The sequence below is a fragment of the Pedobacter cryoconitis genome, from assembly GCF_003259615.1.
Classification (GTDB): domain Bacteria; phylum Bacteroidota; class Bacteroidia; order Sphingobacteriales; family Sphingobacteriaceae; genus Pedobacter; species Pedobacter cryoconitis.
Genome location: NZ_QLLR01000006.1, coordinates 31,683 through 57,786, shown reverse-complemented (window position 1 = coordinate 57,786; position 26,104 = coordinate 31,683). Strand labels below are relative to the sequence as shown.

Annotated in this window: 23 protein-coding genes; 15 read left to right on the top strand and 8 right to left on the bottom strand. The window is 38.6% G+C overall.

Going from position 1 to position 26,104, the window contains the following annotated elements; translation table 11 throughout:
* The first annotated feature begins 63 nt into the window (after nucleotides 1–63).
* The 7 genes from LY11_RS09010 (at nucleotide 64) to LY11_RS08980 (ending at nucleotide 6,209) form a co-directional block, all read left to right on the top strand.
* Nucleotides 64–1,149, top strand: a complete 1,086-nt coding sequence (locus LY11_RS09010) for a hypothetical protein (RefSeq protein ID WP_111633390.1) — start codon at nucleotides 64–66, stop codon at nucleotides 1,147–1,149.
* Nucleotides 1,150–1,155: 6 nt separating this feature from the next.
* Nucleotides 1,156–1,956, top strand: a complete 801-nt coding sequence (locus LY11_RS09005; RefSeq protein ID WP_111633389.1) for a hypothetical protein — start codon at nucleotides 1,156–1,158, stop codon at nucleotides 1,954–1,956.
* Nucleotides 1,953–2,267: a hypothetical protein gene (locus tag LY11_RS09000; RefSeq protein ID WP_146610823.1), complete on the top strand. Its 315-nt coding sequence runs from the start codon at nucleotides 1,953–1,955 to the stop codon at nucleotides 2,265–2,267. Before LY11_RS09005 ends, LY11_RS09000 begins: the two co-directional genes overlap by 4 nt.
* A gap of 7 nt (nucleotides 2,268–2,274) precedes the next feature.
* Nucleotides 2,275–2,904 carry a hypothetical protein gene (locus LY11_RS08995; protein ID WP_111633387.1) on the top strand — a complete coding sequence of 210 codons (630 nt, stop codon included), beginning with the start codon at nucleotides 2,275–2,277 and terminating at the stop codon, nucleotides 2,902–2,904.
* A 57-nt stretch (nucleotides 2,905–2,961) separates the two neighbouring features.
* Nucleotides 2,962–4,212: a cation:proton antiporter gene (locus LY11_RS08990; protein WP_111633386.1), complete on the top strand. Its 1,251-nt coding sequence runs from the start codon at nucleotides 2,962–2,964 to the stop codon at nucleotides 4,210–4,212.
* A 130-nt stretch (nucleotides 4,213–4,342) separates the two neighbouring features.
* The gene (locus tag LY11_RS08985; protein ID WP_111633385.1) at nucleotides 4,343–5,269 is read left to right on the top strand and encodes an NAD(P)H-binding protein; all 927 of its coding nucleotides are present in this window, start codon (nucleotides 4,343–4,345) and stop codon (nucleotides 5,267–5,269) included.
* 16 nt (nucleotides 5,270–5,285) lie between these two features.
* Entirely contained in the window at nucleotides 5,286–6,209 is a 924-nt protein-coding gene (locus LY11_RS08980; protein WP_111633384.1) for a helix-turn-helix domain-containing protein, read from the top strand.
* 16 nt (nucleotides 6,210–6,225) lie between these two features.
* Here LY11_RS08980 and LY11_RS08975 read toward each other — a convergent pair whose 3' ends face one another.
* A complete protein-coding gene (locus LY11_RS08975) occupies nucleotides 6,226–6,936 on the bottom strand; it encodes a M15 family metallopeptidase (protein ID WP_245952675.1) in 711 nt (236 codons plus the stop codon).
* A gap of 126 nt (nucleotides 6,937–7,062) precedes the next feature.
* On the opposite strand from LY11_RS08975, the gene LY11_RS08970 reads away from it, so the two are divergent.
* Nucleotides 7,063–8,772 (top strand): DUF6377 domain-containing protein, encoded by a 1,710-nt coding sequence (locus LY11_RS08970; RefSeq protein ID WP_146610822.1) that lies wholly within the window; start codon nucleotides 7,063–7,065, stop codon nucleotides 8,770–8,772.
* Nucleotides 8,773–8,778: 6 nt separating this feature from the next.
* Here LY11_RS08970 and LY11_RS08965 read toward each other — a convergent pair whose 3' ends face one another.
* Nucleotides 8,779–10,125 (bottom strand): alpha-amylase family glycosyl hydrolase, encoded by a 1,347-nt coding sequence (locus tag LY11_RS08965; RefSeq protein ID WP_111633382.1) that lies wholly within the window; start codon nucleotides 10,123–10,125, stop codon nucleotides 8,779–8,781.
* Between the two features lie 428 nt (nucleotides 10,126–10,553).
* Here LY11_RS08965 and LY11_RS08960 point away from each other — a divergent pair, with 428 nt between their 5' ends.
* From LY11_RS08960 to LY11_RS08945, 4 genes are read left to right on the top strand one after another with little or no spacing between them, the layout of a single operon-like run.
* Entirely contained in the window at nucleotides 10,554–13,508 is a 2,955-nt protein-coding gene (locus LY11_RS08960) for a SusC/RagA family TonB-linked outer membrane protein (protein ID WP_111633381.1), read from the top strand.
* A 12-nt stretch (nucleotides 13,509–13,520) separates the two neighbouring features.
* Nucleotides 13,521–15,005 (top strand): RagB/SusD family nutrient uptake outer membrane protein, encoded by a 1,485-nt coding sequence (locus LY11_RS08955; protein WP_211321515.1) that lies wholly within the window; start codon nucleotides 13,521–13,523, stop codon nucleotides 15,003–15,005.
* Between the two features lie 8 nt (nucleotides 15,006–15,013).
* Nucleotides 15,014–16,093 carry a SusE domain-containing protein gene (locus LY11_RS08950; protein ID WP_111633379.1) on the top strand — a complete coding sequence of 360 codons (1,080 nt, stop codon included), beginning with the start codon at nucleotides 15,014–15,016 and terminating at the stop codon, nucleotides 16,091–16,093.
* A 44-nt stretch (nucleotides 16,094–16,137) separates the two neighbouring features.
* Nucleotides 16,138–17,523, top strand: a complete 1,386-nt coding sequence (locus LY11_RS08945; protein WP_111633378.1) for an alpha-amylase family glycosyl hydrolase — start codon at nucleotides 16,138–16,140, stop codon at nucleotides 17,521–17,523.
* 156 nt (nucleotides 17,524–17,679) lie between these two features.
* On the opposite strand, the gene LY11_RS08940 is transcribed toward LY11_RS08945, so the two are convergent.
* From LY11_RS08940 to LY11_RS08930, 3 genes are all read right to left on the bottom strand, one after another.
* The gene (locus tag LY11_RS08940) at nucleotides 17,680–18,426 is read right to left on the bottom strand and encodes a glucose 1-dehydrogenase (protein ID WP_111633377.1); all 747 of its coding nucleotides are present in this window, start codon (nucleotides 18,424–18,426) and stop codon (nucleotides 17,680–17,682) included.
* A 79-nt stretch (nucleotides 18,427–18,505) separates the two neighbouring features.
* Nucleotides 18,506–19,408, bottom strand: coding sequence for a helix-turn-helix domain-containing protein (locus LY11_RS08935; protein ID WP_111633376.1), 903 nt, complete (start codon nucleotides 19,406–19,408; stop codon nucleotides 18,506–18,508).
* Between the two features lie 156 nt (nucleotides 19,409–19,564).
* Nucleotides 19,565–20,569, bottom strand: a complete 1,005-nt coding sequence (locus LY11_RS08930) for a hypothetical protein (RefSeq protein WP_111633375.1) — start codon at nucleotides 20,567–20,569, stop codon at nucleotides 19,565–19,567.
* A 108-nt stretch (nucleotides 20,570–20,677) separates the two neighbouring features.
* Here LY11_RS08930 and LY11_RS08925 point away from each other — a divergent pair, with 108 nt between their 5' ends.
* Nucleotides 20,678–21,238, top strand: coding sequence for a TetR/AcrR family transcriptional regulator (locus LY11_RS08925; RefSeq protein ID WP_111633374.1), 561 nt, complete (start codon nucleotides 20,678–20,680; stop codon nucleotides 21,236–21,238).
* 167 nt (nucleotides 21,239–21,405) lie between these two features.
* Here LY11_RS08925 and LY11_RS08920 read toward each other — a convergent pair whose 3' ends face one another.
* A complete protein-coding gene (locus tag LY11_RS08920; protein WP_111633373.1) occupies nucleotides 21,406–21,669 on the bottom strand; it encodes a hypothetical protein in 264 nt (87 codons plus the stop codon).
* Between the two features lie 82 nt (nucleotides 21,670–21,751).
* On the bottom strand, nucleotides 21,752–22,183 hold the full coding sequence (locus LY11_RS08915; protein ID WP_111633372.1) for a hypothetical protein: 432 nt from the start codon (nucleotides 22,181–22,183) through the stop codon (nucleotides 21,752–21,754).
* 171 nt (nucleotides 22,184–22,354) lie between these two features.
* On the opposite strand from LY11_RS08915, the gene LY11_RS08910 reads away from it, so the two are divergent.
* Nucleotides 22,355–22,744 carry a tautomerase family protein gene (locus LY11_RS08910; RefSeq protein ID WP_111633371.1) on the top strand — a complete coding sequence of 130 codons (390 nt, stop codon included), beginning with the start codon at nucleotides 22,355–22,357 and terminating at the stop codon, nucleotides 22,742–22,744.
* Nucleotides 22,745–22,766: 22 nt separating this feature from the next.
* Here the strand turns inward: LY11_RS08910 and LY11_RS08905 are convergent, their stop codons facing one another.
* Complete coding sequence (locus tag LY11_RS08905) at nucleotides 22,767–23,219, bottom strand: VOC family protein (protein ID WP_111633370.1); 453 nt, start codon at nucleotides 23,217–23,219, stop codon at nucleotides 22,767–22,769.
* Between the two features lie 379 nt (nucleotides 23,220–23,598).
* Here LY11_RS08905 and LY11_RS08900 point away from each other — a divergent pair, with 379 nt between their 5' ends.
* A complete protein-coding gene (locus tag LY11_RS08900) occupies nucleotides 23,599–26,043 on the top strand; it encodes an outer membrane beta-barrel family protein (protein WP_111633369.1) in 2,445 nt (814 codons plus the stop codon).
* Nucleotides 26,044–26,104 lie beyond the last annotated feature (61 nt).

Here is a 26,104-nt window from a genome sequence, read left to right as displayed (position 1 = left end):
ATTAAGCTAACGAATAATAAGTTCATAAAATCATGATAAAACTCAGGCTGTATTTTTACCCTCATGAAATTTAGCTTATTAATTGGAATTACAATATTTATATCGCTAAACACCTATGCTTCTTTAAGTGATAAGACGGATACTTTGCATATAGACCTTGATAAAGATTCCATCAAAGACATCGTGATTTTTGATAGAAAGTATGCAACGTTGATTTGTAAGCTTTCTACACAGAAGTTTAAAACTATAACCAGTGAAGACTTTGAGTTTGAGCGGGTATCATCTGGTATTAATGCTACAAAAAGAGGGTTTGAGTTCGTGAATAATAATATGCGGGCGGGTTACCGCAGTGAATTTGCCTATGATAAAACCACCAAAAAAATACAGCTGATCAGCATGAAAAGATATGAATTAGGGCCTGCAAACAACGATGGTAGTGGAGAATCCTCTATTGATATGTTAATCAATACTTACCAGGGCAGCTGGAATTATTATGATGATCAAAAAGATAAGCTGATTAAAATGCCCTTAATCCGTCAAAAGATGGTTTTACCGATAACTTATTTATCAGCTTATAATGATGCTGTTTTCTTTAAATTTCAAGATTTATGTGTAAAGATTTTCGGGCAGCATAAGGCTGAATTGCTGAGGAAAAATAAAACGCAGACCTTTAAGAAAACATTTATTAATCCTGTAGGTAAAAACACATTAGAAGTTGAAGTCTTTAACCCTTGTCGCTTAAATGATCCGCCATTCGATGCAGAGTTATGTACCATAGCGGCCAGATTAATAAATGACAAAGGGGATGTTAAGTTTTTTTATGATTATCCTGACGCAAAAATGAGCTTAATTTATCTCGATCCAAAAGAAATTACAATGCAAAAAGTTAATGAATCTGGTACGGTTCTTATACCGTTTTATTATTGTGGCAATAGTGAAGACTATGAGAGAAAAGTATCCTATATTATTTTTTACAAAAACTTACCTTATCTATGTCATTTAGGTTATGATTGTCAGTATAGTGGTGATTGTAAACTTCAACCCGAACAAGTTTCAGGAGTAAATATTTTGCCTCTTGTTTTACAAAAATATTTTCTTCAATATGCAAACGCTAAGCACCGGCAAAAAGAGAGCTTTCATCAAGACTAAAATGACATGAACAAATCAATCTTATTTTTCCTATTGATCACTATAAGTTTTAACAATTTTGAAAAAGCCTTAGCTGGTGTTAAACATCCCGCTTTGGTTGATTTTAACAAAACTTTTATCGGCACTTTAAATAATAAAATTGATGTTGTTTTTAGTCTGAAAAATACGAATGGCAAAATAACAGGCTTTTATTATTATGGTAAAATTGGCGTAGAGATTAAGCTGACCGGGAGTATTATCGATGGAAATGTCTTACTATATGAATTAGATTACCAAAATATTAAAAAAGCAAAAATTACAGGGCAGGTGCTTAAAAGTACTTTTTCTGGTCAGTGGGAGGATTTATCGACCAGAAAACATTTTCCAATACAATTAAAAGAAACCAGTAATAGTATTCCGCCTTTACCAAGGGCAATCGCTGGAACCTATAAACTTAATAAAGAGACAGGTTGCAATTTAACGATAGAAATTTCAAAAAGTAAAGGAGCCTATTCTTATCATTTTAAAAGTAGTACCAGGACCTTGAAAGGTAAAGTTACGTTTATCAGAAGTTTAGAGGAGAAGGTCGTATATATCAATTTTAACGGAATTGAATGGGAAGATAACAGGGGTGATATAAGCAGGGACGGTCCTGACGATGAACCTAAAGAAACAGAATACTTGCCAACATCAGTTGAGGGGTTATTAAGTGATGATGAGATTATTATACAGAATTATGGTAATGCTATGAATTCTTATACCAAACTTGGTGAATGCAGTGATGAAAAATATATCCACCTCAAAAAGTATTCAGGATCGAAAAAATGAATAACAAATCAATCTCACGGCACCTTTACATCAGGCTTGGAATATTGTTTTTTCTGATTCTTACAGAAGTAACAGGTTTCGTGCTCATGGAAATGCCCGATATTAAAAATAAAGAAATTTATGTAGACCTCTATCTGTATGTCTCAGTTGCTTTTCCTGTATTTTTAGGATTTTGGTTTTTAGGCCTGTTAATAGATACGGTTGTGCTGAGCTTTCAGAAGAAATCTTATTTAAGAAACATCAATTTAATCATCATTTTATTTTTTATAGTTTTAGCGCTAATGGTCGTAGCTTTCTTTAGTAAGAAATAAAATTAATATGAAATATTATAGGTTATCAGTTTTTTTATGGGTGATAACTTCTCCGTTGTTTGCACAAAGCAATGTTGCTATCGTTCCAAAATCAAATACAAAATCATTTATTCAAAAAGGGAGGAAGATAGTCTCACAAAGTAAAGGTGATTTAAATAAAGATGGTTTGCCTGATTGGATTATCGTAACCCAAGATACAGTAGCTGATACAGCTCCTTACAGGTTACAAGTGTTTTTTACGCAGCCAGATGGTCAGCAAAAATTAATTGTATCCTCAGATAAGATCATTGCACCTCAGTTTCCCAATGGTAAAAACGGATTACGTTCTGATGCTGGTTTTGAGAGTGTGACGATCAATAACCAGGTAATTACCATTAAAAATCAATTAACCAGGGGGATGTTTTCACATAAATTCAGGTATCAACATGGAAATTTTGAGCTGATTGGCTTTAAACACTCAGGTTCTGATGGCTTAGGTAGTATGTATAACGATGATTTTAACCTGTCCTCAGGCATCCGTTTTTATAAAGAACAACGTTACGATACGGGTAAGATTATCACCAATAAAAAAGAGAAAAAGCTGATCAGGCCATTGCCCAAACTGCAGGATTATGTTCCTTTCGAAAAGGATTTATAACGTGTAAACCAACAATCCTTAAAATCCATTGTTGTAACTTCTAAATTATAAAGAAGAATGGATCAATACCTGATTATATTGACGATTATAGGAGTAGGAATTCTTGGGATGGCGTGGATGCCGTCCTTAACTGCCAAAACCAGGGTTTCATATTCCGTAGTTTACCTGCTGGTGGGCATGCTGCTTTACAGTGTTTTTGATTTTTTGCCTGCCCCGAACCCAAGGGTACATGGTGAATTTACGCTGCATCTGACAGAGCTGGTACTGATTGTCTCGCTCATGTGTACGGGCCTGAAAATCGATCAGAAATTTTCATTGAAGACATGGATAATTCCTTTCAGGCTGATCACGATTACCATGATTCTTTGCATAGCAGCAGTTACAGTAATAGGGGTTTATTATTTTAAAATGTCTATTCCCACTTCACTTTTACTTGCTGCTGCCCTGGCACCTACAGATCCGGTACTGGCCACTGATGTGCAGGTAGGCGACCCCAATGAGCCGGACCGTGACAATGCCAAGTTTTCCCTTACTGCCGAAGCTGGTTTTAATGATGGTATGGCTTTTCCTTTTGTATGGCTTGCAATAGCGCTGGCCATGACCTCGGGAGGTGATACTTCCTTTTTATTTACATGGGCACTGAAACATGTATTTTACCAGATTGCTGTCGGCTTACTTCTCGGGTTTTTACTGGGTAAATTATTAGGGTATGTACTTTTTACATTGGCTAAGAAATACGAAGCACTCGTTACTCAGGATGGCTTTGTGTCTGTTGCTGCAACGCTGATTGTATACGGTGCTACTGAAATTGTTCATGGATATGGGTTTATCGCTGTATTTATTGCAGCAATCACACTCAGGTCCTACGAGCGGGACCACAAATATTATAACCGCCTGCACGCATTTTCAGATCAGATTGAAAGGATCCTCGTGGCCATCATGCTTATTCTTTTCGGTGGAAGTCTTGTCCGTGGGGTCATGAACAGCTTAACCTGGCCAATGGCGGCATTCGGGATTGTCTTTATCTTTGTCATCAGACCAGTGTCCGGACTGATCGGACTAATCGGCACCAGGCTTAAAATACAGGAAAAACTCGTGATCAGCTTTTTTGGTATCCGCGGAATTGGCTCTATATATTACCTGGCCTTTGCATTTGGAACTACGTTTTTTAAAAATCAGGACGCACTTTGGTCGATAATAGCTTTTATTGTGCTCATTTCTATTGGTATACATGGTATTACCGCCGGGTTTACGTTTAAAAAATTAGAGCAGGTGTTGCCTGAGGATAACGAGATCATTGCGAAGTAATTCGTGGATGAGTAAAGGATAGCACAATTGTATGGCTTTTGTGGTTTTGGCTAAACCAAACACAGATTTGGATAAATCCAGGTGACCAAAGCAGCCCATCTTTGTGTAAACATCTATAGCCATTAAAGCGATGAAAATTATTGTAACCGGTTCCTTAGGGAATATCAGCCAGCCGCTGACGCAAATATTAGTTATACAAGGACATGCCGTGACCGTGGTTAGCAGTAACCCTGAAAAAAAGGCAGTTATTGAAAACTTAGGTGCAATACCGGCCATTGGTTCAATTTCTGATGTCAACTTTTTGACTCAGACTTTCAAAGGTGCAGACGCAGTTTATACGATGATCCCGCTGAGTTTTACTGAGCCCGATCTGGGTGATTATTTACGACGGATGGCGCAAAATTATGCACAGGCGCTCAAAGAAGCAGGTACCAAGCGGATTGTGGTCCTGAGTGGCTGGGCGGCAGACCTGGTTAAATCTGAAAATGTAGAACACCTGTTTGATGGTTTGGACGCTTCTGTTACAATCATGCGGCCTGGTTCATTTTACACCAATTTCTACCAATCCATAGACCTGATTAAAGGCAAGGGGGTTATTGGCAAATTCCTCACGTTGCGTTACTCCGGTCTGTGGTCTTTGCTAACTGGCAAAACAGGCCTTTTAATGGGGAACTATGGCGGTGATGACCGGATCGTTTTTGTTTCGCCAATAGATATTGCGGATGCGGTTGCTGAAGAACTGATATTGCTGCCTTCAGGGAAAAACATCCGTTATGTGGGCAGTGAGGAATTAACCTGTAACCAGGCGGCAAAGATCATTGGCACAGCCATAAGCAAACCCTGGCTGAAATGGGTGCTGCTTTCGGATAAGGAAATGCTGCAAGGATTGAAGATGGCTAAATTGCCTGAAAAACTCGCAGAAACACTGGTGGAAATGCAGGCGGCCATGCACAGCGGAAAAACACTGGAGAACTTTCACAAAAACCAGCCAAAAATGGGTAAGGTCAAACTTGCTGATTTTGCAGAAGAGTTCGCCGCAGTTTATCATAAAAAATAACGAAATTAGTAGAGCTATGAATCACAACCAGCTTTTTCGTTTCCACACGATCACCGAATATCATCGGGCTGCGGGTCTGCCTAATCCTGCGCATCCGCTGATTAGCCTGGTACATATGGAGGACATCAACAGGCCGTTGGCTGAAGGTTCTTTCAGCTTGATCTATGATTTTTATTCGATCTCCATGAAAAGAGTGAAGGATACTAAGTTTAAATACGGCCAGCAGACCAGTGATTTTGATGAGGGTGTCTTGTTCTTTATGTCGCCCGGTCAGGTATTTGGTATGGAGATTGAAAAGGGGAGTGTGATGCACCGTCCCCAGGGCTGGATGATTTTAATTCACCCTGATTTTCTGTGGAACACGCCGCTGGCCAAGTCCATTAAACACTACGAATTCTTTAATTACTCGGTCCATGAGGCACTTTACTTATCGGATAAGGAAGAAATGATGCTCACCACTATCGCGCAAAATATCGAGCAAGAGTACAATGCGAATATCGACCGTTTCAGTCAAAGCGTGATCATTGCACAATTAGAGCTTTTGCTAACCTATTCCGAAAGATTCTATCAGCGCCAGTTTATTACCAGAAAGATCACCAGTCATGAAATATTGACCAAACTGGAAGATTTACTGACCAATTATTTTAGCAGCGGCGAAATGGCTCAAAAAGGATTGCCCAGTGTGACTTATATTGCTGAAAACTTAAATATCTCACCAGGTTATCTAAGCAGCCTGCTTAAATCCCTTACCGGACAGAATACTCAGCAACATTTACATCATAAGTTAATTGAACTGGCTAAGGAAAAGCTCTCCACTACAAGTCTATCGGTCAGCGAGATCGCTTATGAGCTGGGTTTTGAACATTTGCAATCCTTCAGCAAGCTTTTCAAAACCAAGACCAGCCTCTCGCCGATGGAGTTCAGAAATTCCTTTAACTAAATGCAGGCTTGTCTGCTTAAAGACTTTTGAACGGAATGTCCATCAGTGCATAATTCTGCCACCCTATAAAATCATAGTGCCACCATTCGTTTTTAATAACCCTGAAACCATATGTCCGCATTGTTCGGATCAGAAAATCCCGGTTGCGGATAACGGCAGCTGGTAATTTTTGGTAAGCTGCGGCAGCCTCCGGAGCAAAACTGTCATAGGGGGTAGGCATCGGGATTTCTTTTTTCGTCTTGAAATCGATCAGGGTTAGATCTACCGCACAGCCCCGGTTGTGTTTGGAACCTTTTGCCGGGTTGGCTACAAAACTTTTATCAGCAGCCCTTTTATAAAAGGAAACCGTGATGGCATATGGACGGTAAGCATCATAAATTTTTAATCCATATCCTCTTTTGCGGAGTTCTGCCTGGACTTTTTTTAGCTGTTCTGCAACTGGTTTTCTGGCAAAAGCCCGTGCCTGGGGATACATAACCTGTTTCATAAAATTATTTGCCGTGGCGTACCGAATGTCCAAAACCAGGTCAGGTATCATTTTCCTGAGCTCTATCAACTCCTGGCTTGGGTCCCGCGCAAAGGAATTTTGATAGACTTTCAAGGAATTAATCACCTTTAGGGTATTCTTTTGCTGAGCAGACAGGGGATGTATAAATAAAGAAAACAGCAAAAATGCAGATATTTTCATCAGGCTATTGATTGGGGATGACAGGCTGTTCAATTTCATTTATAGTAAATTTAGTAATCATTTTTTAGTCATTTCATTATCACGGATATTATCTGGATATTGCATCTGCTGAATAATCCGGATTATCAAAATATTATTATTGGTTGTTTAGCAACAAACGTGAAAATGTATACCAAATATAAATTTCCTTTATTGATCTCTGTCCTTATTTGCTGGTGTCAGCTAGTGTTGGCACAACAAGCAAAGAGCTCAGCTAATATTGATAGCCTGCAATTGGTGCTGGTTAAAACGCTGGCTTATAAAGCACATTATGATCAAAATAAAGACATTTATATAAAAACGCTTAAAAAAGATCTTCACACAGATTACTCCTCCCTTAGCAAACGGTACACTAATTATCATAAACTATTTAATGCTTATAAATCCTATATTCATGATTCCGCTTACGTTTATTGTAAAAAGTTAAACGACTGTGCGCATTTACTCAAGGACCAGAACAAAATAAGTTATTCAAAAGTCAACATGGCTTTTGTACTGGTTTCTGCCGGCATGTTTAAAGAGGGCCTGGATACTTTGAAAAAAGTAAATACTTCCCATTTAGCTGAACATCAGCGGTACGAATATCTTTTTTTACAAGCAAGGAGCCATTTCGATCTTGCTGATTACGATAAACTTGATGATTATTATGCAAAATATAGTCAGATTGGCCTGAATTACTGTGATTCAATTATTAATAGCACTCCAGTTAATTCCTATGCGAACTTATCTGCTGTGGGTTTGCGGGCGATAAGAAAAGGAGATTATCAAACTTCTTTAAAAACATATGACAGAATTTTACAATTCAAGCAGACCTATCAGGATAGTGCAATTAACCTAAGTTGCTTAAGTTATACTTTTTTTGAGTTAAAGCAAACGCAGAAAGGCCTTTCAAACCTAATTAAGGCAGCAATAATTGATAATAAACATTCTACAAAGGAAGGAGTGGCGCTGACTAATCTGGCAAGTTATCTCTTTAAACAAGGCGATGTTAAAATGGCCTATGATTTTATTAATCAGGCAATAAATGATGCTAATTTCTACGGTGCTAAACACCGGGAAGCGACCATTAGTAATATAATGCCAATTATACAAACTGAACAGGTCAACAGAATTGAAAAACAGAAACATCTGCTCACTATGTACGCCTATGCTATTACTACTTTAATAGTTATGGTTTTCTTCTTCACTTATATTACCGTCAGACAACTAAAAAAACTGCGGATAGCAGATCAGGTTATTTTGAGTAAAAATGCCGATTTGAATAACGCAAACAATTCTTTGCTTTTGGTAAATAAAGCATTAGATAAAAGTAACCGGTCACTTTCCCATATCAATGCCAAGCTGGATGAAGCGAATATGATCAAAGACGAATACATTGGAAACTTCTTTAATATTCACTCAGATTACATTGAGAAAATTGACCGGCTTAAACGCGCCATTGAAACCAGGGTGAAAGAGAAAAGATTTGAAGAAATTACGCTGGTCTTAAGCCGGTTAAACACCGGTTTTGAAAGAGAAAATCTCTCTCATAGCTTTGATAAAGTGTTTTTAAGCCTGTTCCCAAATTTTGTTGCTGATTTTAATATGTTATTCACCACAGCCGATCAAATACAGCCTCGTGAAGAAAACCTGCTGAATACAGAACTCAGGATTTTTGCATTGATCAGACTGGGAATTGATGAAAATGAAACGATAGCTAAGATCCTGAATTACTCTGTTAACACAATTTACACCTACAAGACCAAAGCTAAAAACCGTTCATTCATTCCAAACGATGAATTTGAAGATCGGATCATGCAGATCAAAGCAGTCAAAGAGATTGTGGACCTTAGCTGATTACGTTTAGTTTTTCAACACCAGATAAGTATAAGGCGCTAAAGCTAATGTCGTATTCAATTTGTAAACGTTCCCGGTAAAAGCATCTTTCCAAACCATATTTAAAAGTTTTTTGGGTACGCTATAACTGATTTTTTTATTTCTCATGTTCGACAAAACCAAAACTTTTTCTGCATCTTTTTCCCTGGTAAAAGCGCAGATGTCATCTGTACTGTATGAAATTAATGAACCTCTTCTAATAGCTTTACTTCCATTCCTGAAGGCGATGACTTTTTTATAGACCGCAGTTTGCTCAGGATTGATAGTCCAGTCAATTTTTGTCGTGGTAAAAGGAAAAGTTAAACGGTAAGGTGTACCAACCTCCTGACCATTATAAATCATAGGGACACTTTTCATATAAGAAACAACTGCAAAAGCAGCCATAGAACCTTTAAATTGTCCAAACAACTCCAGGGGCGTGCCCTCAGAACCATTTACATCATGATTTGTAATATACCTGACCATACTTTGCCCATTTGCTGCATTTTTATAATCACTGCTATTCAACGTATCGATTGATTTCACAGACCTGTTCTTTTTATAAATATCAACCAGGTCCTCAAAAAAGGTGAAGCCAAAGTTATAGTCAAAACCAGCTTTATAATGATCACTTCGTTTGCCCTCAGCTAAAAATATCAATTTATGTTTTGGAATAGCTCTTAGGGTACTGATTGCCTCTTGCCAAAAATCAAAAGGTTGTCCATCCGCATAATCACACCTGAAGCCATCAATATTAGCTGTAAGTACCCAGTATTTCATAGATCGGACCATCTCTGCACGCATGTCCTCATTTTTATAATTTAATTGGGCCACATCATTCCAGCCAGTTCCAACAGGACTGATAATATTGCCTGTGCTGTCTTGCAAGTACCACGATTTATTCTTTGTCCAGGGATGATCAAAAGAAGTATGGTTAGGGACCCAGTCCAGGATCACCGCCATATCTTTGTCGTGGGCACCCTTCACCAGCGCTCTCAATTCATCAATTGTCCCAAACTCTTTATTAACCGCTTTATAATCACTTACACAATAAGGTGAATTGACTGATTTTAAGATCCCAACAGGGTAAATTGGCATCAGGTAGATCAAATTGACCCCTAGTGCTTTTATCGAATCCAGGCGGGAGCTTACGCCTTTGAAATTTCCATCCTTACTAAAGGTGCGCATATTTACCTGGTAGATCACCGCGTCAAGAGGATCTGGAACTCCATTAAATTGTTTTCCAAATTGTGTTGCCGTCTGGCCGATTGAACTCAGTGGAGAAAGCATGCAGGCAATCACCCAAAGAGATACTATAATTTTGATTTTTTTCATAAAAGGATTTATATAAGGTTATGATTCTGATCCATCTGAAAGCAAAATACAGGTTTGATTTCCCGGTAGCGATCAGCAGAAAAGCGTATATAGAAAAAAAAGGTTGTTATTTAATATAATAATTTGAAATTCAGTTGTTTAACTGTCTCTTGCTAAGACTGAAATATAAATAGTTTTTATAGGGTCAAAGCTTGTCTTTAATGATTGGTATACAAGATAAATACGATTTACTACCATAATTATCTATATATTTTAATAGAGGAAATTTTGTAATCAATTGATAGTCAAAATTATATAGGTTTGATTTTTCTTTTTTATTAATATCGGCTTTTTAAAGCATTGGTTTTAGCACATAACCTCTCTTACTTTGAGCTAGAGATGCCCCGGTTTATCAGAGGTTCTCATTAATCAAATTAAACCAAATCTATATGAACAAACTTTACTTGTATAAGTATGGCCTGACCATGCTTTTCTTCTTTTGCGTATTCACTTCTTTCGCCCAGACAAAAACATTTACGGGTAAAGTAGTTGATGAAACAAATCAACCACTGCCGGGTGCATCTATACGGATAAAGGAAACCGGGAGTTCCGTTTTATCAAGTGTAAGCGGGGAATTTCAAATACAAAACCCAACATTAAACTCGCTGACAATAACAGTTAGTTTTGTTGGTTATGACGCAGTAGAAAGAACTATTGATGCTGGACACCCACTCACCATATTATTAAACCCAAACTCAAGATCTCTATCAGATGTGGTCGTGATTGGTTATGGAACGGCTAAAAAGTCAGACCTGACCGGTTCAGTTGCTACAATTTCAAGCAAAGACCTGAATCCTGGTACAGTGACAAACCCATTGCAACTGCTGGCAGGAAAAGCTGCAGGTGTTAATATTACACAGTCCGGGAGTGAGCCAGGTACAACGCCCAGCGTAAGGATCAGGGGAATCACTTCATTGATTGGTGGTAATGACCCTTTAGTAGTGGTAGATGGTATCCAGGGAAATATGGATCTGTTAAACCAGGTTCCACCAAGTGAAATTGAATCAGTTGATGTCTTAAAAGATGCCTCTGCTACTGCAATATACGGATCACGCGGTGCACCAGGTGTCATCATTGTCACTACTAAGAGAAATAAGGCCGGCCAGTCAAGTATTGAGTACACAGCAGGCAGCTCATTAGATGTTATCGCCAAAAAACTAAAACAACTTAACGCAGACCAATGGTGGGAACAGGCACAACTCTACGGTGTGCCGGCCTCTGCTAATCATGGTTCCAGCACAGACTGGTATAACTTGCTTACTCAGAACGGGGTTACTCAAAACCATGCCTTAGCCTTTGGTGGCGGCTCAAATGGCTTTAACTACCGTGCTTCTGTTTCGGCAATTTTGCAAACAGGGATTGTGATCAAATCAAACTATAAAAACTATATCGGGCGTATTCAAGCTACACAGAAGGCATTAGATGATAAACTAACGCTGACTATGAATCTGAACAGTGGTATCAACAACACAAATTATAGTCCGACAGGGGTAGGCAGGGCAAGTTTTACCTCAAACCTGTTCAGTAATATCTATGTAACCAGGCCAACAGATCCGGTCTATAATGCAGATGGCAGTTATTATACCGATCCAAACGTGTTTCAGTATATCAATCCTTATGCAGTTGCCAACACGGTAGTAAATCAGAATCAGATCAATAACCTGTTTGGTAGTTTACGTGCAGATCTTCAGTTAACCAAAGGTTTAACTGCGGGCTGGTTTGGCAGCTGGAGAAAAATTGATGAAAATTCAGGTTATTACTTACCAGCAGAATCAACCATTGCCGCTGCAATTGATAATAAAGGTATCGCCAATATCAATAACAAACATACAGATGAAAAGTTAATGGACATTAGCCTTAACTATAAACAAGATTTTGGTGACCACCATTTTGATGCCATTGCAGTATTTGAACGTCAGGCGCAAACCTACAACGGGAATTTCGCACAGGCGAAAGGCTTTATAAACGACATTGCAACTTTTAATGCACTACAATTAGGAGATCTTTCTAAAGTAGCTCCCGGAGATATGAATTCCTACAAAAACGACAGGAACCTGGTTTCTTTTTTAGGCCGTATCAATTACGGTTACTTAAATAAGTACCTGTTTACTGCTACTTTCAGGAGAGACGGTTCTTCTGTTTTTGGCGCTAATCATAAATGGGGAAATTTCCCTTCTGCGTCGGTTGCCTGGCGTATAGATCAAGAGCCATTTATGAAAAACCAGCAAATTTTCAGCAGTTTAAAACTTAGAGGAGGATATGGAATTACGGGTAATCAGCAAGGTCTTAGTCCGCAGGGTTCACTCCAGCTGGTAGGTTACTCTGGTGTCACCTATTTTGGTGGCAGCCCGATAACCAATTTTGTAATCAGCCAGAATGCAAATCCGGATCTGCGCTGGGAAACCCGGAAACAAACAAATATTGGTATAGATTTCGGCTTATTTAATAATCGTTTAAATGGAACGGTTGATGTCTTTACAGCAACTACAGATAACCTTTTATTCAATTATACCGTTCCGCAACCGCCATATCCATATCCGAGTATTGCAGCAAACGTTGGTAGCCTGTTAAATAAAGGATTGGAAGTTACGCTTGGTTATCAATTGATTAAAACGCAGCATACGACAGTGACACTGGCAGGAAATGTTTCGCTGCTTAAAAATAAAGTACTCAACTTAAGCGGAAGTATTAACGGTGTTCCTTTAAATACTGATTATGTATCCTGGGGTACTAATGCTTACCTGATCAAAGGACAGCCTATTGGTACATTTAACATCTTACAACACTCGGGTAAAGATGCTGTAAACGCAGAAACGGTGGTTGACCGGAATAAAGATGAGATCATTGATCAGGGAAACCAAAGTCCTGACAGAATATTTGAAGGCTCTGCAATTCCAAAGTATACTTATGCTTTTACACCAGGCATGACTTACAAGAACTTTGATGCCTCTATGGTATGGCGAGGCTCTGGTGGCAATAAAATCTATAATACTATTAAATCAAACCTGAGTTATTTTGAAAACCTCGGTAAAGCAAATGTATTGGAAAGTGCTGTTCCATTGGGTCTTTACACCTCACAATACGGCTCCGATCTGTGGCTGGAAAACGGGTCTTTTTTAAGATGGGAGAATCTATCCTTTGGCTACCGTATAAAAACTGAGAAGATTAAATATATCAGTGCTATGCGTGTCTCCCTGACAGGGACAAATTTGCTGCTCATCACAAAATATACAGGTATAGACCCGGAATTGAATGTTAGTGGCGGCAACGGCTCGGGTAGCGATGGAGGAATCTACCCAAGAACAAGAACTTTTTCGATAGGATTGAATGTGGTATTAAAATAAAAAAGGATGAACATGAAAAAGATAATATTAAGCATTTTAATTGTTGCCCTGGGGATGCAAAACTGCAAAAAGGTAAATGAAAATGTATATGATAAATACCCCGCAGATCAATTTTATGGCGATGCAAAAGGTGCAGATGTTGCACTGGCCAACGTTTATTCGCAGGTATCAGGGAACTGGGGGACTGGCTATGCGGGAGCAGATAACTGCTGGTATGATTTAAACTCAATGTCTTCCGACGAGCAGGTTATCCCACACCGTAATACTGGTGACTGGCAGCTGGATTTTGCACAGCTCTATCAACGTCAATGGATTCCAAGCTCCACTATGGTTGGAAATACCTGGACCTGGCTTTATAAATCAGTTTATACCGCTAACCTGGCAGTTGATCAATTACAAAAAGCAAACGCTGATGCTTCAAAAATTGCAGAAGCCAAGGTTTTACGTGCATTCTTTTATTACCTGCTGATTGATGATTATGGTTCAGTACCTTTTTATACAGATAACAATATTACTGTCGATAAGATCCCTCAGACGAGCAGGGTTGAAGTTTACAACTTTATTGTTAAGGAACTTACGGCTAACGTAGAACTACTCTCTGAGGCAAAGGGGGGCGTTTATTATGGTAGATTTAATAAATGGGCGGGTTATGCTTTATTGGCCAAAGTTTATCTGAACGCAGAGGTCTATACCGGAACACCGCACTGGACAGAGTGTCTGGCTGCCTGCGCTAAAGTAACGCAGGGCGGATATACCTTACATCCGGGTGCAGCAAATGCAGCAAGTCCTCTGGGGAATCAATATTATGAGCTTTTTGGTGACAAATGTCCTGATGATGAAACTATCCTGGCCATTTTTGCAACGGAGAACATTGTGTCCCGTAATATTTATGCTTTAAGAAGCGTAAATGGGCCAAATGGAGTAGCTATGTTTGGCTTTAGCGGCTGGAATGGAACTATTGTTCCAAGACCTTTCTATGATCGGTACGCTGACAATGACATTCGGAAAAAACAATTTCTTGTCGGTGCTCAACCAGGTGGAGTGACTTATTCTCTGGACGTGACCTCTCTTGACAACCCAGGGGCGGGGCCAGCTGAAGGCATCAGAAACGTTAAGTTTTACCCTGTACCTCCGCAAGATGGCAGTGGAGAATCCAATGATTTTCCTATTTACCGTTATGCTGATATTCTGCTGATGCAGGCTGAATGTAATATCCGACTGGGAAACTCAGGGGCAGCCAAACCATTGATAGACCAGGTGAGGCAACGTGCAGGACTTGCTGCTTTAGCTGCAAGCCCTGCGCTGGATGATGTTTACAATGAAAGAGGATTTGAGCTGAACTGGGAAGGCCATCGCAGACAAGATATGATCAGGTTCAACAAATTCCTGCTGGCTCATGATTTCGCACCCGCAGTTCCCGCATTCCGGTTACTGTTCCCGATTCCTACCAGTGCCCTTGATGCAAACCCGGCTTTAAAACAAAATGCAGGCTACTAATCTCTCAAATGATGAAAAAATATATTTATCTGTTCGCCATATTTAGCAGCTGCTTTTTCTACGCCTGTAAAAAAGAGGCACAACTCACTGTTTTGAAAACAGTAGGTTTTGGCTCTTCTTTAACGGCTTCAAAAAATGCAGTCGTGCTCTCCCGATTAAATGATACAACCTCAGTGGTTACTTTCTCCTGGCCAGCTGTTGTATACCCAATTAAAGCTGCAGTTACTTATACGCTCCAAGTTGATTTACCTTCAGATACCTTAGGAGCAGCTGCATGGTCGAATGCAACCAGTGTAGCTGTTGGTAATGATGTTTTGAGTAAATCTTATAAGGGCAATGACCTGAATACACTGGCACTTGCTCTGGGGCTGAAAAGCGGTATTGCCGGCAACCTGGTTTTTCGCGTGAAAGCCTATCAGGATCAAAATGCTTATACAAAAGCCGTTACTGTAAACGTAACACCCTATATAGCGATGAGTGTTTATCCATTGTTATATATCCCTGGAGAGTATCAGGGCTGGTTACCTGCTACAGCGCCTGTTATGGCAGCACTTCAGCCTAAACTTTATGAAGGTTATATTAATGTGCCGGCAGGAGGTACTTATCATTTCAAATTTACTTCTGCGCCAGACTGGAACCACATAAATTATGGATCAGGTGCTAATGGTTTGTTAACTACTGATGGACTCGCAGGCGATCTGATAGGCCCAGGCCCGGGTTATATCCAGCTTTCTGCAAACCTGAACAACAATACCTGGACCGCAACAAAAACTACCTGGTCAATATTAGGTGACGCTTCACCAGGAGGATGGGATACAGATACCCAGCTGGCCTATGATGCTGCTAACCAGGTATGGACGGTAACTGCTGATATGGTTTCAACCGGGTCATTTAAGTTCAGGGCTAATAATGCCTGGGCTATTGACTTCGGCATAGATGCAAAAGGTAATCTTGCTTATGCAGACAGTCCGGTTTATGGATACAATGCTGCGGTAAATAATATTACTGTACCTGTCAGCGGGAATTATACGATCACATTAGATCTTCATAATCCGGCTAATTACAATTATAAGCTCAAGAAAAACTAATTCATCAGGCAATGGGAAACTGTTGCCTGATTAAATGATCAAAAATGAAATACAAATCAAATAAGATAATTGTGAAAGCCCTGCTTTTACTGTTCATATCTATTTTTAGTTTTTGCAAGAAAAGTGATAACGTTCTTGTTGCCGATAACTCTTATCCGCAATATGGCACACCCTATGCAAATGTTCCTGACCCTGCAGATGCGGTTATCTACCAGGTAAATATTCGCGCATTCAGTGCAGATGGAAATTTTAAAGGTGTATTGGCCAGGTTGGATTCAGTAAAAGCACTTGGAACAAATGTACTTTATCTGATGCCAATTCATCCGGTGGGAATTCTCAAAGCTGCTTATGGTTTAGGCTCACCCTATTCGGTCAAAGATTATAAAGACGTAAACCCGGATTTTGGTACGCTGGAAGATTTGAGAAACCTGGTGAATGCTGCGCATACCCGTAATATGGCTGTTATGCTGGACTGGGTGGCCAATGATACGTCCTGGGATAACGCCTGGATCAGTAATAAAAATTGGTACACAAAAGATAGCAATGGGAATATTATTTATCCTGAAGGAACTAATTGGACGGATGTGGCTGATCTTGATTATACCAATCAGGAAATGCGTGTTGCGATGATTGATGCCATGAAATATTGGGTATTTACAGCTAATATAGATGGTTACAGATGTGATGCAGCTGATTTTGTCCCTTTTGATTTCTGGGCACAAGCAAACAGCGCTTTAAAAGCTATCAGTACGCACAAACTATTAATGCTGGCCGAAGGGACACGGAATGACCATTTTAAGGCGGGTTTCCAATTGGTGTACGGCATGCGCTGGTATAATGGCCTGGAAAATAAGATTTTTGGTAACCGTGGTTCAGCTAGCTTACTGCAGGATCTGAATACCAGTGAATTTGCTCCGGCTTTTTCTGGTGCACAAGTGGTCAGATATACAACAAACCATGATGTTTACCTGACTGACGGTAGCCCTGTTAATGTTTATGGGGGTAAAACTGGTTCAATGGCTGCCTTTATGGTTACTGCTTTAATGAAAGGGGTACCTATGATTTACAACGGGCAGGAAGTAGGGGCAACTGCTGTAATTGACTTTTTCAACAAGACCCCGATTAATTGGAATACGAATCCGGAGATAACAGCTGAGTATAAAAAGATCCTCTCTTTCAGACAAGGCAGTGATGCGGTTAAAAATGGCCAGTTATTAGTGTATAGTAGTGATGATGTGGCTGTATTCACCAAAACAACGGACTCACAAAAGGTATTGGTGATTGCAAACTTAAGAGGTACGTCAAGCACCTATTCAGTTCCAGCAAATTTATTGACAACAGGCTGGAAAAATGCGTTTACCGGAGCTTCATTTACATTGGGGACGCAATTATTTCTACAACCCTATCAGCATATGGTGCTTATGCAATAGGATTTGTTATACCGTCTCTGTTAATATCACCCTTCTTGCTATCGTTTATCACGAATTAGATTTTGGCTACAAGTTGATGATGCTTAGCCGATGATATTGACAAAATGGAGTAGAAAATAATTTTTGTTTTCTACTCCATTATATAATAGTTTTAAATTATTGAGCTGTCATTCCGGCATCAATAACATGCTCTGTACCTGTAATGTAAGATGCCTCGTCAGAAGCAAGGAAAACAACAAGGTTAGAAACCTCTTTAGCTTCTGCAAGCCTGCCAAGCGGAATTTGAACCAGTGCATCACCACCGTCCTCATTTGTTGCTTCAACCATCATTGGGGTATTAATAAAGCCGGGGTGTACTGAGTTGACCCTGATGTTTTTACTTCCGTACTCGATTGCAGTTGCTTTTGTCATTCCTCTTACAGCAAACTTACTTGCAACATAAGCAAGGTTTGGAAAGCCATAATTTGCTACGATACCAGCAATAGAAGAAATGTTGACTATGGAGCCCTTACCTGCTTTCAGCATTGATGGAATAACATACTTCATTCCGAAAAAGACAGCATGCTGATTAATTGTACAAACTTTTAAATAATCTTCTTCCTTCAAATTTGCGGTTTGTGCTATTGGACCTAAAACACCAGCATTGTTAACCATTACATTAACCGGACCGAATTTCTGTTCTGCCTGTTCCACCACTTTTACCCATTCTTCAGGCTTAGTTACATCATGCTTAATGAAAAAAGCATTTTCTCCAAGTTCTTCAGCAAGGGCTCTACCAGCATCTTCTGACAAATCTGTTAATATAACTTTAGCACCATGGGCAACAAATTCACGGGCATGAGATTCACCCATTCCTCTTGCTGCACCTGTAATAATTGCTATTTTATCTTTTAAACGTTCCATAACTCATGATTTAAAATCAAAGGTATAGCGGAACATTAAGCCAAACCATGTCAGAATCGTGATATTACATGTCCAATTCTTAATCAGGCCAGGAAATGGAAGCTTTTTTATATAAGGTAGGAGCGTAGCCGGTGTGTTTCTTGAAAAACTTGCTGAATGAGAACGCATCACTGAAATTAAGTTGTTCAGCAATTTCAGCTAAGGTTTGGTGGGTATATAATACTTTGTTTTTAGCCGTATTTATAAGAGAGGTATTGATAATTTCAGTCGGAGTCTTTTGGCTGGCTAGTTTTACAGTCGTATACAAATGATGCGTACTTACCAATAGTTTAGCTGCATAAAAAGACAGTGCTCTTTTTTCTATTGCATGAATCGTGACCAGGCTTTTAAACCTTTGAAACAAATCCTCGTTTTTGTTGAGCAATACCGTCGAAGGATCAATGTATTTTTTAAGAATACTATCAGTTTCGTAGATCAATGCCGAAGTCAGGTTTCTTGCAATCAGTTCCCAGTTAGTTTTTGACAGATATTGCAGGAGTGTAAAGATTTTATGGAAAGTGTTTAGAGTCTTGGCTTTATCCTTGCCTGATAATTCAAATACTGATTTTATACCCGCGCTTAAAAAGGAAGAACGCTGTACAGAGAAAATATTTTCGTTAAGATTGTCGAGGAATTTTTTTGTAAATAGTATAAATACCCCCCTGGTCTGTTCTTCCAGATCAGTAACCTTAAAGACTTGTCCGGGTCTGTATACCATCAAGGAATTAGCGCAAAGCTGGTATGGTTCCTCATCTATCTCAATTTCAAGTTTTCCTTTAGTAATCATCCCAAAACAGTAATAAGTAGGGGTAATTAAAAAGGGTTCAAATTTAACTGGTATTTGTGTCAAGAATAAGAACTCTTCAGATTCTGGCCATGATAAGGCACGATAATCAATAATATCTTTTATACTATAACCGGCAACATGATGCTGAAACTTCATATGCTTATAATTGGTCAAATGGAGTGCCAATATTATTTTCGGATAATTAAAATGTCTTTTTTCCAATTCTCCGATCCTATGTGTCAGTATTTTCTTAAAAATCCCCTTTACATAAAGTAAAGAGGATTTTAATCGCCATTATTTGGCTGATTTTTATTAACTATTCTCTTCAGTAATATTGATGCCAAATTCTTCCAGACGGCTGATTATATGATCTGTTGAGACAATAGTTTCAGGAAGATACAGGCCGCCTTGCTGTGGAGCAGACTGATCACCAAAACCAAATATCCCTTCCACGATTAGAAATACACCAACGGCTGTTAAATGAGATACCCCTTTTGGATCAGAAATCAGGGTACGCAGTTTAGTTGTTTCCCCAGATAATAATACCCCTTCAATATCAATATATAGATCATGAGAGGCCGCTAACCCATTTTTGCTTCCTAGAGATTTCCCTGTAATGAAATCAAAGCGAATATTTGGAGCACCAGTAAAGGCGGCAATACTTGGTACATCAAGCGTACTCATAGGGTAACCTGTAATCGATGTATTATCATGTAAACGAATTGTTCTTGCCTCTTCTTTCGCGTCTGCAAACTGCCAATTCCCATTTTGACGCAACAATGCCCGGCCAACGAAACTATCGACCTGGCTCGCTACCAGGGGGCCAACAGGGTCCTGATCATCATATAATCCGGCAGTCTCCACGCTCGTTATTTGGCTGAACCTGGCTGCTAGTTGTTTGGTAACGAGGGTTATTATTCCTGCCTGCCAATGTGCAGCCAAAACAACAGGGGCGGAAAGGGTTTGATGCAGCGAAAGAAATACTGTTGGGGAAATTTCTTCCGCCAGTTCAGTAATAGTTATGCACGCAATTCCATTGGAAATCGCAGCTTCCCGCAAAACATTCTTATGATCCTCCAATGCTATAATAATAAGGTCTACTGCCCCATAAAGCCCCAGCTCAAAACCCTCTTCCAAATTAAGATAAGCGGTTTCTGCATGGGTCAGTTCCCTGGCAAGCACTTCTCCATGCTGAGGGTTTCTACCCGCTAGAATTAGTTCGGTGGATTTATAGTCTTTCCTGATCAGACGTGCGATATTGGTTCCTACAAGTCCATAACCGCCAACAATTAAAATACGTTTTTTGTGTAATTCCATGAGATTATTTTAAAATATGAAATAGGTCACGCGACCTACAAAAGTAAATATAGGTCATATGACCTATATGATGTAGAGTAATATTTTTTCTTTATTTTTGAATGACAAATGGATAAAAAAGAGGAGAGGTTAAATCAAATTATATCAGCAACCATAAATATTCTTAGTAAAGAAGGGGCAGAGCAACTCTCTATGAGGAAGGTAGCGAAAGCAGCAAATCTCTCTTTAAGTAATCTTCAGTATTATTACAGAGATAAGAATTTGCTGCTAATAGCCACAGTAGAACAATATTTTCAGTCCTGCAAAGTAGAAGTAACACATACTTTGAATGCGTTAAAAGCCGAAAGCACTCCTTCAATTGAAGTGTTTTTAGAGAAACTGTTGAATTTACTGTTATTAAATGGCAAGTCTAATGACCAGACTATGATGTTTCAGGAAATATGGGCCTTGTCATCAAGAAATGAAGAACTTAAACAAGCTGTAGAAACCTATTATAAAAATTACTGTACGTGGATGGTAGATCTCATCGCCGCATTCTCTAAGCAACCTGAGGAAGTAGTAAGTTTGCTTGTACCGTATGCGGAAGGTTATACCATTGTAGGTTCCGTACTTCCTTTGAATAAAGATAGTGTTATTAAGCTGTTGGTGAAACTAGTTTTGAAGCTGTAAACATTAACAGGATTAATTGAAACATAATGCGTAAAAAAGCAATTTCCATTCCTATAAATACTTCCTGAACCCTTTAATTCACCTTTGAAGTTCCTTCAAATAAAAATGGGATCTAAGTTTACCTTAAATCCCATTTCAATGTTCCGTTATTTAGCAGTATGCCTTGATTAAAGATTTTTATCTTTTGTGGCTGTAGCTATTTCAGAAGTATGGGAAAAGGTGCCCTTGTGCCATCCATTATCAGTAGCATAAGGATTGATAATATATGCACCTGTTTTCGTATCTAAAATAACAACTCCCTTTTCTCCTACAGTTGTTTGATACCTTCCAACTGTTTCTGACCCTTCCTGCTTGAAACTAAAAACGCCGAATAATAGCGTTGCCATAAAAAGACCAAGCATAACTGATTTAATGTCAACTGAATACTTCATAAGATTTAAGTTTAATTTGTGCGATAAAACCAATATACAATAATTGACAGGAAATTAATTGCAATTATTATTAGTTATTTGCCTAATTTAAAGTGGCTGTGCCAGCCCATGCTTGATTACTTTCAATATCTGTTATAGAAATTACAATCGTCTTGTTAACAGGCTGCCCGCTTGTCAAGGTTACCAGCAGGCTGCTTTGTCCTCCCAGATCCAATATAGTATTCTTAGGAACAGTAATATTGATCTGATCACCAATGTTCAAATCCAATATGGACTGACCACCATTATTTGTAACAGCACTTTGTCCGGTAGTCAAATTCTTAATCGTTGCCCTTTCAACTGGTACAACTGTTCCTGAAAATGCCAGTTTTCTTGTCAGTGTAGCGGACGTACTTACTCTTGCCAGACTTTGAACCGTCATTTTTGGAGTTTCGTGAATTTTTTCTCTTTTCGTAGTGGCACTTGTTAATAGTACTGCCAGTGCTATAAAGCAAAAATAAAAATGTGTTTTCATGTGAGATTGTTTTTAGGTTTAAAATGTTCACTACAAGTTATTTAAAAATAATTTTATTCTTGTATTTATTTCATTGCGCATGCAGGCTGTTGTTAGGATTGCACTAAGTGTATAGCTGCATTCCTATTTTTCCAGTTTTTATTGTTAACTTATTTATCAATATTTGAAATTATGCCGTACATACAAATCGAAGTCACCAAAAATTACCCTGCAGAGACTAAAAAACAGCTGGCAAAAGCCATAGGAGAAGTTTATTCAAAGATCATGCAGGCGAGTGTGAAAAGAATAACAGTAACCATCAGGGAGCTGGGAGAGGGGGGTATTTGGAGGTGCGGTGAGGGAGATCCGACACCCGCAGCGATCATGATGTGCGATATTCGTGAAGGACGTACAAAAGAAACCAGGGAAATCCTATCAGAGAAACTGGTTGAAATCTGCAATGAGATTTTGGAACTGGAAGTAAATCAATTAAATATTGAATTCACTCAGCATTCCGGGGATGAAATGTACCATCAATGGATGGGCCGTCTAAGTACAGACTGGTCCGCAGATGAGCAGTAATTATTGTTACCAGCGAATTGTTTTATTGATTACTGAGTTGTTCCGCCAAACCGATCAGAAGTCCATCCTTTGCCCGAATGTAGCAGAGTTTATAAGAGTTCTCGTATTGAACCACTTCGCCAACAAGCTGAGCACCATGTTTGAGGAGCCTGGATACCAATTCGTCAATATCCCCGACGGTGAACATAGCGCGTAGATAACCCAGAGAATTTACTGGAGCATTCCTGTGATCTGAGATAGCAGCCGGCGTTATAAATTTTGAAAGCTCAAGCCGGCTATGGCCATCGGGCGTAATCATCATTGCAATCTCTACGCACTGAGAGTCCAGTCCGGTAACCCGGCCAGCCCATTCTCCTTCAATTGTAGCCCGTCCTTCAAGCTTTAATCCTATTTCTGTAAAAAAAGAGATAGCGTCATCGAGCGATTCCACAGCGATCCCGACATTGTCCATGCGCAATAATTTATTTTTTGCCATTGTTTTATGTATTCGTAAAAATCATAATTACCTATCTAAATTTAATACTATGTAAGCACTTTTTGTAATCATAAATGATTTCCCGGTTATTAACGTTCAATTGCCGCATGAAATTGATTATATGATCAATATTAATATCAACTGGTTACATTAAAAATTGCTCCTGTTTTCAATATTAATTTCACATTTTAATAATTCAGTATTTTATTTTTAAATAAAGTATTGAATTATTATCTGTTAAAACATAATTTAGGAATATTATAATATCTATATTTAAAATAATATCGTTGTAAAGATATTGATGATAACTTTTGTTAAATAAAATATTCAAGTGTATGAAAAACACGCTAATTAAGTCGATAAAGCATAAACCATCTGTATGAGAAAAGAATTCTACTATTTATTTGTTCTGATATTTTATTTAAGCATCTCCGCCAATCAAAGTTTTTCTCAGGAAAAGCCCGGTTTTTTTGAATTAAAAGGAAAACTAATCAGTGATCAAAATCAAAAACTTGATGAAGTTATCCTTCATTTACTCAATACAAATGATAAAAAATTAGTTAAAATAGAATACGTTACAGCATCCGGACAGTTTACTTTTGATAAAATCCCAAATGGGAATTATATACTTGTTACGCAAAGTATGGCCTATACAAAGTACGAATCGGCTTCCATTGAACTTAATAAGAATACAGATCTGGGCACTATAACGCTCAGTGCGGTAAGTAATAACTTAAAAGAAGTCTCTATTTCAGCAATCAAACCATTTATCCAGCAGCAATATGATAAAACAGTAATCAATGTATCCAGCTCTATAGCAGCAGTTGGAAGTACAGCTTTAGAAGTACTGGAGAAAGCACCTGGTATTACCATTGACCAGAATGATAATATAGCCATGCGGGGTCGTCAGGGCGTATTGATTATGATTGACGGAAAACTAGTTCCGATGTCGGGACAAGATCTCGCCAATATGTTAAAGGGGATGTCGGCCAATCAGATAGAGAAAATAGATTTGATCACTAATCCTTCCTCAAAGTATGACGCTTCAGGTAATTCGGGGATTATTGACATCAAATTGAAAAAAGGGAAAAATGATGGGCTGAATGGTAATATCACGATGAGTTATGGCCAGGGAATTTATCCGAAATTAAGTCCGTCGATCAACATCAATCACAAGGTTAAAAACCTGAATATATTCGCTTCCTACAATTACTCTTTCCGAGAGGACATGGTCAATCTTAAGATTTTCAGGAATTTTTATAATGCGTCTGACCAGGTAACTGGTGGTAATGACTTCGATAACTTTTTTAAGTTTACATCTAATAGCCATAACGGCCGTATAGGTGCCGATTATAATCTGGGGAAAAATACGATTATTGGCTTTGCTGCAAATGGACTATTTACTAGTGGAGGTGTCAAATCGGCTAGTAATACCAAGGATTTTAATGCAAACCATGAGCTTAACGGATCTTTCTCCACAAATGGTAATACTGATCCTGTACGTAATAATGGAAGTATCAATTTTAACTTTAAGCAGGTTTTGGATACTATGGGAAGAGAGCTGACAGCAGATTTTGATTATGCACGTTACATCAACAACGATAATCAAAATTATCATACTGAGTATTTTGATGTGAATGGTGTGCAGAATAAAGATGCTTATACACTTTTTGGTGATCTGAAAGGTAAATTAAATATTAAATCTTTTAAAGTTGATTATACGCATCCTGTAAAAAGTATCGGTGCTAATCTTGAGGCAGGTATAAAAGCCAGCTGGGTAGAAGCTGATAATAATGTCGCATTTTTTGATAGAAGTAATGGCGGAAACATTCCGGATCTGGGAAAAAGTAATCGGTTTCTTTATGATGAGCAGATTAATGCGGCTTATATTAACGCATCCAGGAAATGGAATAAATTACACCTTCAACTGGGTTTAAGGTTAGAAAACACGATTGCGAAAGGTACACAGGTAACCAATAATGATAGTTTTGATAAAAATTACACTCAGTTATTCCCAAGTGGTTATTTAGGGTATCAATTTAACAAGGAGAATGATCTTGGGATTACTGTAAGCAGAAGAATTGACAGACCTTCCTACAGACAATTGAATCCTTTTAAAATATTTCTGAATCCATTAACTTATGCAGCAGGAAATCCATTTTTAACCCCTGAACTCACAACTTCAGCGGAATTGACTTATACGTTTCTTCAAAAATTCACCACCAAACTGGGGTATAGCAGAACAACAGATAATATTCTCAATGTTTTGTCTCCGGACACAGAACCAGGCACCATAATTCAAACCTTTAGGAACCTGGCCAAATTTGACTATTATAATTTGAGTTTCAGTTTTCCAGTTACCATTGGCAAATGGTTGAATAGCAGCAATACAGCTTTAATGTATTATGGTGAATACAAAGGAAATCTGGTGAATACCAATTTAAATGCCAGCAGGCTTGCGTTCAATTTTAACTCCAGTAATTCGATTGTGATCGATAATAATACGAGCCTGGAGGTTCTTGGAAGTTACCAGTCTAAGTCTGTTAATGGGTTTTTGGAAATTGGAAAATACTGGTCTGTTGGTGTTGGTGCCCAAAGACAGTTATGGAATAAAAAGGCTTCTGTTAAATTGAATGTAAGTGATATATTTTATACCACTAAAGTGGAAGGCATTACGAAATTAACAGGATACGGAGAACATTTCTTCCAGAAAAGAGATTCCAGAGTGGCAACTATCAGCTTTAATTATAGATTTGGTGGTCAGGGTAATGGTCCCAAAAGAAAAACAGGGGGGGCTGAGGAAGAGAAACGCAGGGCAAATTAAAAGGTTAAAAAAGCACATCTTATCCTGCACAAAATAGAAAGACACAGGGCCGGTACAGCTA

Excerpts from the sequence above, each read along its gene's own strand:
- LY11_RS09010 (WP_111633390.1), top strand. The coding sequence starts at position 64 with ATGAAATTTAGCTTATTAATTGGAATTACAATATTTATATCGCTAAAC.
- LY11_RS09005 (WP_111633389.1), top strand. The coding sequence starts at position 1,156 with ATGAACAAATCAATCTTATTTTTCCTATTGATCACTATAAGTTTTAAC.
- LY11_RS09000 (WP_146610823.1), top strand. The coding sequence starts at position 1,953 with ATGAATAACAAATCAATCTCACGGCACCTTTACATCAGGCTTGGAATA.
- LY11_RS08995 (WP_111633387.1), top strand. The coding sequence starts at position 2,275 with ATGAAATATTATAGGTTATCAGTTTTTTTATGGGTGATAACTTCTCCG.
- LY11_RS08990 (WP_111633386.1), top strand. The coding sequence starts at position 2,962 with ATGGATCAATACCTGATTATATTGACGATTATAGGAGTAGGAATTCTT.
- LY11_RS08985 (WP_111633385.1), top strand. The coding sequence starts at position 4,343 with ATGAAAATTATTGTAACCGGTTCCTTAGGGAATATCAGCCAGCCGCTG.
- LY11_RS08980 (WP_111633384.1), top strand. The coding sequence starts at position 5,286 with ATGAATCACAACCAGCTTTTTCGTTTCCACACGATCACCGAATATCAT.
- LY11_RS08975 (WP_245952675.1), bottom strand. The coding sequence starts at position 6,936 with ATGAAATTGAACAGCCTGTCATCCCCAATCAATAGCCTGATGAAAATA.
- LY11_RS08970 (WP_146610822.1), top strand. The coding sequence starts at position 7,063 with ATGTATACCAAATATAAATTTCCTTTATTGATCTCTGTCCTTATTTGC.
- LY11_RS08965 (WP_111633382.1), bottom strand. The coding sequence starts at position 10,125 with ATGAAAAAAATCAAAATTATAGTATCTCTTTGGGTGATTGCCTGCATG.
- LY11_RS08960 (WP_111633381.1), top strand. The coding sequence starts at position 10,554 with ATGAACAAACTTTACTTGTATAAGTATGGCCTGACCATGCTTTTCTTC.
- LY11_RS08955 (WP_211321515.1), top strand. The coding sequence starts at position 13,521 with ATGAAAAAGATAATATTAAGCATTTTAATTGTTGCCCTGGGGATGCAA.
- LY11_RS08950 (WP_111633379.1), top strand. The coding sequence starts at position 15,014 with ATGATGAAAAAATATATTTATCTGTTCGCCATATTTAGCAGCTGCTTT.
- LY11_RS08945 (WP_111633378.1), top strand. The coding sequence starts at position 16,138 with ATGAAATACAAATCAAATAAGATAATTGTGAAAGCCCTGCTTTTACTG.
- LY11_RS08940 (WP_111633377.1), bottom strand. The coding sequence starts at position 18,426 with ATGGAACGTTTAAAAGATAAAATAGCAATTATTACAGGTGCAGCAAGA.
- LY11_RS08935 (WP_111633376.1), bottom strand. The coding sequence starts at position 19,408 with ATGAAGTTTCAGCATCATGTTGCCGGTTATAGTATAAAAGATATTATT.
- LY11_RS08930 (WP_111633375.1), bottom strand. The coding sequence starts at position 20,569 with ATGGAATTACACAAAAAACGTATTTTAATTGTTGGCGGTTATGGACTT.
- LY11_RS08925 (WP_111633374.1), top strand. The coding sequence starts at position 20,678 with ATGGATAAAAAAGAGGAGAGGTTAAATCAAATTATATCAGCAACCATA.
- LY11_RS08920 (WP_111633373.1), bottom strand. The coding sequence starts at position 21,669 with ATGAAGTATTCAGTTGACATTAAATCAGTTATGCTTGGTCTTTTTATG.
- LY11_RS08915 (WP_111633372.1), bottom strand. The coding sequence starts at position 22,183 with ATGAAAACACATTTTTATTTTTGCTTTATAGCACTGGCAGTACTATTA.
- LY11_RS08910 (WP_111633371.1), top strand. The coding sequence starts at position 22,355 with ATGCCGTACATACAAATCGAAGTCACCAAAAATTACCCTGCAGAGACT.
- LY11_RS08905 (WP_111633370.1), bottom strand. The coding sequence starts at position 23,219 with ATGGCAAAAAATAAATTATTGCGCATGGACAATGTCGGGATCGCTGTG.
- LY11_RS08900 (WP_111633369.1), top strand. The coding sequence starts at position 23,599 with ATGAGAAAAGAATTCTACTATTTATTTGTTCTGATATTTTATTTAAGC.